This is a genomic window from Streptomyces spinoverrucosus (assembly GCF_006539505.1).
Taxonomy (GTDB): domain Bacteria; phylum Actinomycetota; class Actinomycetes; order Streptomycetales; family Streptomycetaceae; genus Streptomyces; species Streptomyces spinoverrucosus.
This window is the reverse complement of the sequence record NZ_BJND01000128.1, coordinates 1-8978: the sequence shown is the minus strand read 5'-3', so window position 1 is coordinate 8978 and position 8978 is coordinate 1. Positions and strand designations below refer to the sequence as shown.

General features: G+C 68.4%; 8 protein-coding genes. 1 reads left to right on the top strand and 7 read right to left on the bottom strand.

Annotation, left to right across the window (positions count from 1 at the left end; all coding sequences use genetic code 11):
* Positions 1 to 122: 122 nt before the first annotated feature.
* From SSP24_RS41555 to SSP24_RS41525, 7 genes are all read right to left on the bottom strand, one after another.
* A complete protein-coding gene (locus SSP24_RS41555) occupies positions 123 to 710 on the bottom strand; it encodes a hypothetical protein (RefSeq protein ID WP_141316317.1) in 588 nt (195 codons plus the stop codon).
* A 7-nt stretch (positions 711 to 717) separates the two neighbouring features.
* Positions 718 to 1020 (bottom strand): hypothetical protein, encoded by a 303-nt coding sequence (locus SSP24_RS41550; protein ID WP_141316315.1) that lies wholly within the window; start codon positions 1018 to 1020, stop codon positions 718 to 720.
* Positions 1021 to 2302: 1282 nt separating this feature from the next.
* Positions 2303 to 3241 carry a DUF6807 domain-containing protein gene (locus tag SSP24_RS41545; RefSeq protein ID WP_141316313.1) on the bottom strand — a complete coding sequence of 313 codons (939 nt, stop codon included), beginning with the start codon at positions 3239 to 3241 and terminating at the stop codon, positions 2303 to 2305.
* Positions 3238 to 4353, bottom strand: coding sequence for a Gfo/Idh/MocA family protein (locus SSP24_RS41540; protein WP_141316311.1), 1116 nt, complete (start codon positions 4351 to 4353; stop codon positions 3238 to 3240). The genes SSP24_RS41545 and SSP24_RS41540 overlap by 4 nt, the downstream gene beginning before the upstream one ends.
* Positions 4354 to 4444: 91 nt before the next feature.
* Complete coding sequence (locus SSP24_RS41535; protein WP_167529869.1) at positions 4445 to 5749, bottom strand: ABC transporter substrate-binding protein; 1305 nt, start codon at positions 5747 to 5749, stop codon at positions 4445 to 4447.
* 101 nt (positions 5750 to 5850) lie between these two features.
* A complete protein-coding gene (locus tag SSP24_RS41530; protein WP_141316307.1) occupies positions 5851 to 6750 on the bottom strand; it encodes a carbohydrate ABC transporter permease in 900 nt (299 codons plus the stop codon).
* A complete protein-coding gene (locus SSP24_RS41525) occupies positions 6743 to 7663 on the bottom strand; it encodes a carbohydrate ABC transporter permease (protein ID WP_141316305.1) in 921 nt (306 codons plus the stop codon). Before SSP24_RS41525 ends, SSP24_RS41530 begins: the two co-directional genes overlap by 8 nt.
* A 238-nt stretch (positions 7664 to 7901) precedes the next feature.
* On the opposite strand from SSP24_RS41525, the gene SSP24_RS41520 reads away from it, so the two are divergent.
* Positions 7902 to 8885 (top strand): LacI family DNA-binding transcriptional regulator, encoded by a 984-nt coding sequence (locus SSP24_RS41520; protein WP_218037154.1) that lies wholly within the window; start codon positions 7902 to 7904, stop codon positions 8883 to 8885.
* Positions 8886 to 8978 lie beyond the last annotated feature (93 nt).

Sequence of the window (8978 nt, the reverse complement as noted above, 5' to 3'; positions counted from 1 at the left end):
CCACGCGGTGATCGTCGAATCTCATGTCGGTGCTCCTGGTTCGTAATTGGAGGTTGTGGTGAAGTGCTGCGGCGGGTGACCTCGGCGGCGTAGGCGGCCCAGTCCCCAGCGGCGGCTCGCTGCTATTTGACGGCGACGGTGATGTCGATGCCGAGGGTGCGGCCAGGACTGCTGCGGGTAGCTCGGTGGCGAGTTGGAAGAGTGCGGTCGAGCGGGCTCTCCGCGAGCCGGATGCCGAGTTTGCGGAGCCGTTCGCCCATGGCCCAGTCGCGGATCGGGCGGCCGGGCCGGCCTCCGGGGAACAGCCAGGGCGAGTCTGTCCGGCCGAGGACGGCATGGCTGCGGCGAACCTCGACCTGTTGGAGGGCCAGGTCAGCGACGGGTGCGGGCAGGTCCACCGGGACGGCGCCGAGGCGGATGCAGACTACTCCGTCCGTCTCCTCGCTGTGGTCGACGGTGAGCCGGGAGATCGCGGCGGGCCACTGGGCGTAGAGGAGCAACAGCAGGCCGGCGAGGCGGTCTTCGGACTTCAGAGTGTCGTCGTGCAGGAGGCGGCGGGCGGTGGCCCAGCAGGCCTCGGCGTCCATCGCCTGGGAGGGGCCGTTCCACCTCACGGCCGGGAAGCTGAGATCGCGGGCGATCTTCTGGGAGGGGGCCCATCGCACGAAGTGGCCTGTCTCCTGGCGAAGACGGGCGTCGTCGCTGGTCATCCAGTGCTCAAGGTCGGCTGGCGGTAGGTGGCAAGGGTCGGTTCCGGCCCGCGAGCCAGTTCAGGAGATAGACGGCCGCCCGTCCCTCGGCCGTCGCACGGGAGGCGACGAGGTCTCTCACGTGCCGTTCGAGACGGACCATCTGCTCATCCCGCTTGGGCAGGGCTGGGGTGGCGACGAGAACGCTGCGGATGTGCTCGACGACCTTGCCTTCAGGGAGTTCGTCCAGGGCCTCGTGGGTGAGGTGCCGGCGGCCGGAGCCGAGATCGGACAGGACGGTGGAGACGATGCGCTTGGAGAGCCAGCGCATCGTGGTGCCGGCCCGTTCAGTGCCGGCCAGGGCGTCGTGGAAGGGCTGCAGTTTGGGGGTATGGAGCCGGTGTCATCGGCGAGAATCTCGTGGAGCCGCTGCTTGAGAGTGAGTAACGGGGACACGGGCCAGGAGCGTACAGCGGTTCGGCTTGTCCGCAGGTGGGTCAGGGGCGCCAGAGCTCAGCGTCCGGTGTGGTGCAGGGGTCCCAGATGGGGTCGTCGATGGTGCCGGAGTGGATGCCACGCATTCGTCCGCAGACGGTGCAGTGAGCTTGGCGTCGATCAGGCGGGCCATGACCTCGGCCAGGTGACCCCAGTCGAGTTCGACGTCCTCCAGGCGGAACCGATGCGGGCAGCGCAGCGCAAGCCAGCTCGCGCTCACGCCGGCCCACTCGGCGACGCCCCACGCAGGAACACCCGCCTTGAGCCTTGCATCCAGGCAGGAATCCCGCAGACTGGTGACGCGTTCCCCCAAACCTGCTGCCGGTACAGCGAAGACGACAACTCCCCGCCGTGCTCACCGGGGAACAGCAGATCGCCAGGCTTCAGGCCGGCCTTGTCGATCCACCCCTGTAGCACACCGGCGAGTTCGGGAGTGACGGGAACCTTCGGCCCTTCGTTGGCGCGTACGGGCAACTCACCGAACTTCCCTTCCGGTTGGTGTCCGGGAATGAGTTACCTGCTCACCCGGGTGGGCCGCCGAGTCGCGAGCCCCGGACTCTCGGCAGTGCTCGACGGGATCATGGGTTCCGCACTCATCGGGTTCGGCATCCGACTGGCCGTCGTTGCGCTCTGAGACGTCCGGCCGCTCACGCGGGCCCACTGTATGCGTCATGAACCACAGCCAGTACGTGGTGAGTGCCATGGTGGCCAGCGCCGCCAACGGCCTGACGAGGTGCCGTCCGCAAGGACGGCCGGTGGTGGATCACAGGGTGTTGCGCCGTCGTGGACTCGTCCATCAGATGCGGGGTGCTCGCTTCGCCGACACGGCGAGTCGCGACGGTCGGTAGTGTTTCTCGGCTGTGTTCGAGCGGGGCGCCGCCATAGGCCGCTGCGCCCGGACGGCCACCGTCCCAAGAAGACCGACCAGCAACGACCGCGGCTTGGCCGCGGCCGTCACGGTGGCAGGCCCAGGCCGCCGCGGCTCGACCGGGCGGCCTGCCGCAGCCGCAGCGGACCGCCACCTCCTCCGAGGCGGCGGTCGGACTCGCGTCAGCCCTGCTCTGGGCGGGAACCGTTGGGCGAAGGCGGACCCTGGCCCGGTCCGCACGTGCAGGCATTCATGCGGGTTCCCCGGCAGCGGTGGACGCGTCGGACCGCGCGAGCACCTCGCGCACCGCGTCCGCGAGTGCGGGAGCCGCGCTCGCGTCGGCGTCGGCGATGCCCACGCCGTAGCGGAACCGCAGGATGGCACCGTCCTCGACGGTCAGTTCCTCGCTGAAGAACGGTGCCGGGTTGAGGCATGCGAACTCTTCTGTACGGGCGAACCATTGCGGTGGGTGGTTCGGGTTCGCCGCGTCGTCGACCATGAGCACGAGCGACTGTACGTCCGTCTCGTCGTGGCGGCCCTCGAAGGCCATCCACTCCATGCGCCGCCCGCGGACCTCATCGCCGCCCTGGCCGTCCGCGGTCACGAACTGCCCGCCGGTGAACGACCGCGGGCCCCGCCAGAACAGGCCGCCGTAGCCGGCGTTCTCACGTCCCTTGGTGGTCGGCGATCCGAAGGCGACGTCCGTTCCGGAGCCGTTCGTCATCTGCGTCTCGAACGTCAACGCCCAGGCATGCGCGGAGATCAGGCTCGCCCGCAGCGTCCTGCGTTCCGTGAAGAACATGTCCCCGGACTGGGTGATCCAGTCCAGGTCGTGGGCGAACGTCACGGTGCCGTCGGACCGGTCCAGGGCGGCGATCCGGCGGTGCGCCTGGGTTCCGTTGTTCTCCAGCTGTACGTAGAAGCGTCCGTGGATGTAGGTGGGGCCGCCCCAGAAGTTCTCCTCGCCGACGTGGGGCAGGGACCACGCGATGCCCTTGTGCCACACGTGATCGTGGGGACGGAACAGGCTGACGACGTGACCGGCGCGGGTGCGCAGCGGGTGGAGGTAGGGCTTGGGCGATTCCAGTTGGACGGTGTCCGGCCGGTACACATAGCGGAACAGCTCGGTGTCGCCGTCCCGGACCGTGACCGAGGCATCGAGGTCGTGTCTGATGTCGAGAGCGTTCATACCAGGGCCTCCTTGACCCGTTCCCACGGCACGGCGCCGCCGTCCATGCTGAGCGTGAAGGGGTCGTCGCCGGTCAGTTCGCCCGCGGCGACACGGACACCGCGGAAGGCCGAGGCATACGTCGCGGCCGCGAACTCCAGCGTGCGTCGCGCGTCCGAGAGGGAGACGCCAGGTTCCTGACCGGTGTCCCAGGCGTCCAGGACGGCCTCGATCTGGACCCTGTGGCCGCTCGTGATGTCCGGCTCGTCACCGGCGGCCCAGAGGGCCCCGAGCTCCTCGTGGCCGGGCGCCGGCGTGAACCGCCAGTGCTCCTCGCGGTAGCCGTAGAGATGCTCGAGTTCCACCGTGGCGTACTCGAAGTCGAAGCGCAGGCGCGAGGTCTCACGGGGGGACAGCAGGGAGTTGACCACCGTGGCGAGGGCTCCGCTTTCGAACCGGACGGCTGCGATGGAGACGTCCTCGGTGTCCGTGGGCCGGGCCTGGCGCTCGGCGAGCGCCGTGATCTCGGACCAGGGGCCGAGGACCGACAGCATCAGGTCGAACTGATGGATGCCGTGTCCCATGGTGGGGCCGCCGCCCTCGACGTCCCAGCGTCCCCGCCACGGCACCTCGAAGTAGTCGTCGGCCCTGTACCACAGGGTTTCGCAGGTGGCGACCAGCGGCCGGCCCAGTGCGCCGGACCGGGCCAGCCGGCGCAGGCGTACGGCCGCCGCGCCATAGCGGTGCTGGAAGACGGTCAGGACCCTGGAGCCGGTCTGCTCCTGCACAGCGGCCAGTTGGTCCATCTCGCGCAGGCTCAGCGCCGTCGGCTTCTCCACCAGGGCGGTGACGCCGGCCTGCATCGCCATGGACGACAGGGGTGCGTGGGTCTGCGGTGGCGTGCAGATATGCGCGAGGTCGAGCTTCTCGCTCTCCAGCAGAGCCTTCGGGTCGCTGAAGACGTGCGGCACGGAGTATCGGTCGGCGAACTCGGCGGCGCGGGTGGGGTCGACATCGGCAACGGCGACCAGCCGGGCGCGTTCGGAGAGTTCGGCGAGGGCTTGGGCGTGGGCATGGGCTATACCGCCGGTGCCGATGATGGCCGCGCGGTACGGCGGCCGAGCGCTGGGCATGGGTGGTTTCTCTCTCTTGGTTTCCGGCCCGCTCTTTCGCGGGACTCCCCCGGGAGCCGTGGGCGGCGCCGACGGCTCCCGGGCAATGAGGTCACTTGGCCGCGTCGATCTCGCCCTGGAGCTCCTTGATGAACGCCTTCGCGGCGTCTTCGGGCGAGGTCTTCTTGAAGTAGACCTCCTGGGTGTAGCGCTGGAGCATCGGCTCGATCCCGCTGCCGCCGTTGGGGGTCACGACCGGCGACGGGCCCGGCGTCACCTCGTTCATGTAGTCGGCGGCCGCCTTGTCCGTCCCGGTGAGAGCCGGCTCGAGGTGCTTCAGGATCTGCTTGTTCGCGGGGATGCCGCGCTCCGTCTTGAGGATGTCGGCGCCCGCCGGGTCGTTGAGCAGGAAGTTGACGAACGTGGCGGCCTCGGCCGGGTGCTGGCTCTGGCTGGAGACGGCCCAGTACATGGAGGGCTTGAAGAAGTTCGCCTTGGCGTTGCCGTCGTGCGGCGGCTGCAGCAGCCGCAGATGCGCGCCGGTCGCCTGCTGCAGCGCGGTGACCTGCGTGTTGTAGGCACCCATCATGGCCGCCTTGCCGGTGGCGAAGGTGCCGGCGGTGACACCGGCGGTCAGGTCCTCGACCATGGCGGAGGCCTTGATGCCGGCCCCGGAGGAGATCAGGTTCAGGCCGTACGTCCACATGTCGACCAGCGCCTTGGGCTTGATCGAGACGTTGCCGTCCTTGTCGAAGAGGTTGCCGCCCTCCTGACGAGCCCAGTACTTGGGGTCACCGGCGTAGAAGCCGGGGGCGCCGGCCGCGCCGTTGATCTTGCCGCCGCTCTTGTCCGTCAGCTCCTTGGCGACCTTGGCGTAGTCGGCCCACGTCCACGTCTTGTCGTCGGGTATGGCCACGCCGTACTTCTTGAACAGGTCGGTGTTCACGACGATGGACGAGACGCCGACGCCCACGGGAAGGGCGTACTGCGTTTCGTTGACCTGCCCGGTGGCGAGGGCCTGGGCGTCGAACTGCGAGGTGCCGAGGAACTTCTTGGCCTTGCTGAGGTCGTAGAGCGCCCCGCGGTCCGCGTACGAGGCGAGGTACAGCTCGTCCATCTGCAGGACGTCGGGCGAGTCCTTGGCCGCGGTCGTCGTGGCGAGCGCGTCCCAGTAGCCGTTCCAGTCCTTGTACTCGCCCTTGATCTTGATGTTGGGGTACTTCTTCTCGAACGCCGCGATGGCCTCGTTGGTGAGCTTGGCGCGGTTGTCGTCTCCCCACCAGGTGACGCGGAGGGTGACCGGCTTGTTGCTCAGCTCGGGAGCGGAGCCGGCGCTGCCGCCGGAGCAGGCGGTCAGGACGAGCGAGAGCGAGGCGAGCGCGCCGACCGCGACGCGTCTGAAGGGGCTGGCTTTCATGTACTTCTCCTTGTGCATGAGCAGGTGTGTCGGGTTGAGGGCGCGGAGGTCCCGGGCGGCCGTGACCCGGTCGCTCCGCGTTCCGGCAGTAGCCCCCGCAGTTACTTGCCGCCGGTGGTCGCGATGCCGCGCAGCAGGAAGCGCTGCCCGAAGAGGAAGACGAGGAAGACGGGTACGAGCGAGACCACGCTCATGGCGAACACCGAGCCCCAGTCGGTCGCGCTCTGCTGGTCGACGAAGGCACGCAGCGCAAGGGGCGTCGTGTACATCGACGGGTCGGTGAGATAGATCAGCTGGGTGTAGAAGTCGTTCCAGGTCCAGATGAAGGTGAAGATCGCGGTGGTGGCCAGCGCCGGGACCATCAGCGGCACGATGATGTTGAAGAAGATCCGCGCGTGCCCGGCGCCGTCGATCCGGGCGGCCTCGTCGATCTCGCGGGGGATGCCGCGGATGAACTGCACCATGAGGAAGATGAAGAAGGCGTCGGTCGCCAGGAACTTCGGCACGATCAGCGGCAGGAACGTGTTGACCCAGCCCAGCTGCGAGAACAGGGCGTACTGCGGCACGATGATCACGTGGATCGGCAGCATGATCGTGACGAGCATGATGCCGAACCACAGGCGCTTGGCCTTGAATTCCAGCCTGGCGAACGCGTAGGCCGCCATGGAACAGGCGAGGAGATTGCCGAGGATCGCGCCGATCACGACGAGCAGCGAGTTGACCAGGTAGTGGCTGAACGGTTGGGCGAAGGCGGTCCAGCCGTTGCTGTAGTTCTCCAGGCGAGGGTGCGTCAGGGCGAGTCCCGCGTCGCGGAAGATCTCCGAGTTGGGGCGCAGGGAGCTGACCACCATCCACAGGACGGGGTACAGCATCACCAGGACACAGGCGACGAGAAGGACGTGTTTGAGGAGAGCGCGGACCCTGCGCCGGCCGTGGCGCGCCGCGTGGGCGCGGGCGACGGGCTGCGAGCGGGTCGGCACGGCTATGGCGCGGTCAGTCATCGTAAAACACCCAGTACTTGGAGGCCCAGAAGTTGACGGCGGTGAAGACCCCGACGATGAGAAGCAGCAGCCACGCGAGCGCGGAGGCGTATCCCATGTCGAACTGGCCGAACCCGCGCTGGTAGAGGTACAGCGAGTAGAAGAGGGTGGAGTCGGCGGGACCTCCGGTGCCGCCCGAGACCACGAAGGCCTGGGTGAACGTCTGGAAGGCGTGGATGATCTGCAGCACCAGGTTGAAGAAGATGATCGGGGTCAGCAGCGGCAGCGTGATGTTGCGGAACTGGCGCCAGCGGCCCGCGCCGTCGACGGAGGCGGCCTCGTAGAGGGAGGCCGGGATCTGCCGCAGGCCGGCCAGGAAGATCACCATGGGGGAGCCGAACGTCCAGACGTTCAGGACGATGAGCGTCGACAGCGCGGTGCCCGGTTCCGAGACCCAGCCCTGTCCGTGGATGCCGACCAGGGCGAGGGCCTTGTTCACCAGACCGTCCGTCCCGAAGACCGTGCGCCACAGCACGGCGATCGCGACGCTGCCGCCGATCAGTGACGGCAGGTAGAAGACGGAGCGGTAGAAGGCCAGGCCCCGCACTCCCTTGTCCAGCAGCAGGGCGAGCCCCAGGGCCAGCGCCAGCTGCAACGGCACGGACACCAGCACGTAGGTGAACGTCACTTCGAGCGACTTGTGCAGCCGATCGTCGTGCAGCATGCGCGTCCAGTTGTCGAGCCCGCTGAACTGGGGCGGCTGGAGCAGGTTGTACTTGGTGAAGCTGAGGTACAGCGAGGCCAGCATCGGGCCGAGCGTGATCCCGAAGAGCCCGACGAACCAGGGCAGAAGGAAGAACAACGCCGCCTTGTTCTGCTGTCGCGTGTCCCGTTGGGACCCGCGCAGGCGGCGCAGTTCGGAGATGGAGCTCATGGCAGTGTTCCCTTGAGCGGCGGCAGCGGCACACAGCGACGCGGGCCCGTCCCGGACCGCGCGCCACCCGAAAAAGTGATCGTTCACTCTTGGGTGGCGTGGACGATAGTGAACGATCACTTTTTGCGTCAAGAGTGTGTACTCTCTGAACCTCAAACTTCACCGGTACTTGGCGGAAGGGTGGGTGAAGCGGATGGTTGGCGCTGACACAGCGCGACGGCGGCCCACGATCACTGATGTGGCGCGGCTGGCCGGGGTTTCCACCCAGACGGTGTCGCGGTACCTGCGATTCAACGGCGGACTGAAGCCCGCGACCCGGGAACGTGTCGAGGAGGCGATCCGCGAACTGGACTATCGCCCCAACCTGGTGGCCCGGTCCATGCGCACGCGCAAGACCGGCAGGCTGGCGATCCTCATGCCCTCCATGGCCTTCAACCCCTCCCGCATGCTGGCGGGGGCCGGCGCGACGGCGCACGCCGCGGGGTACTTCATGGACGTCGTCAGCGCCGGCGGCGGCGTACGGGCGAGGAGCGAACGCCTGCTGGAACTCGCCGACTCCGGACAGTTCGAGGGCATCCTCTCCCTCGCCCCCGTGCTGCCCGCGGTGCAGAACAAACTGCACCAGAGGACCACCGTGGTGGTCTCCGCCGACTTCGACGACGAGATGCGCGGCATCGGGGAGTTGGCCGACGCCACGCCTGTCGTGCGGATGATCGAGCACTTGGCGGCGCTCGGTCACTCCCGTTTCCTTCATGTGGCGGGCGACGCCCAGTTCGCCTCCGCGAGGGCGCGCAGGCAGGGTTATCTGGACACGGTCGAACGCCTGGGGCTGGAGTCCGTCGGCGTCTTCGACGGCGACTGGTCCGGCGAGTCCGGTGTCGAGGCGATCCGGTCCCTGCCGAGCCGGTCACGGCCGACCGCGGTGATCGCGGCCAACGACCTGGTCGCCGCGGGCGTCGTCCGGGGCGCCAGGGAGCGCGGCTGGGACGTGCCGGGCGACGTCAGCGTGACCGGCTGGGACAACGTCGCGGTCGGGCAGTTCATGACGCCGTCCCTGACCACCGTCGACGTGGACCTCGAACGACTCGGCAGCGAGGCCATGGCCAAGCTGATAGCGGGGTTGCTCGACACGGCGCCCGAGACGAACGACGAACCTCTGTTCCGGATCATCTGGCGGGAGTCGACGGCCGAGCCGCCGTCCGAAGGTCGCACTGGCCGTTAGGCCCTGTCCGGCGGATCTTCGCGGGCCCGCGACTCCCCACTGCCCCCCGGCACCAGACGCCGAGGGCTGATCCACGAAGATCCACCGGACAGG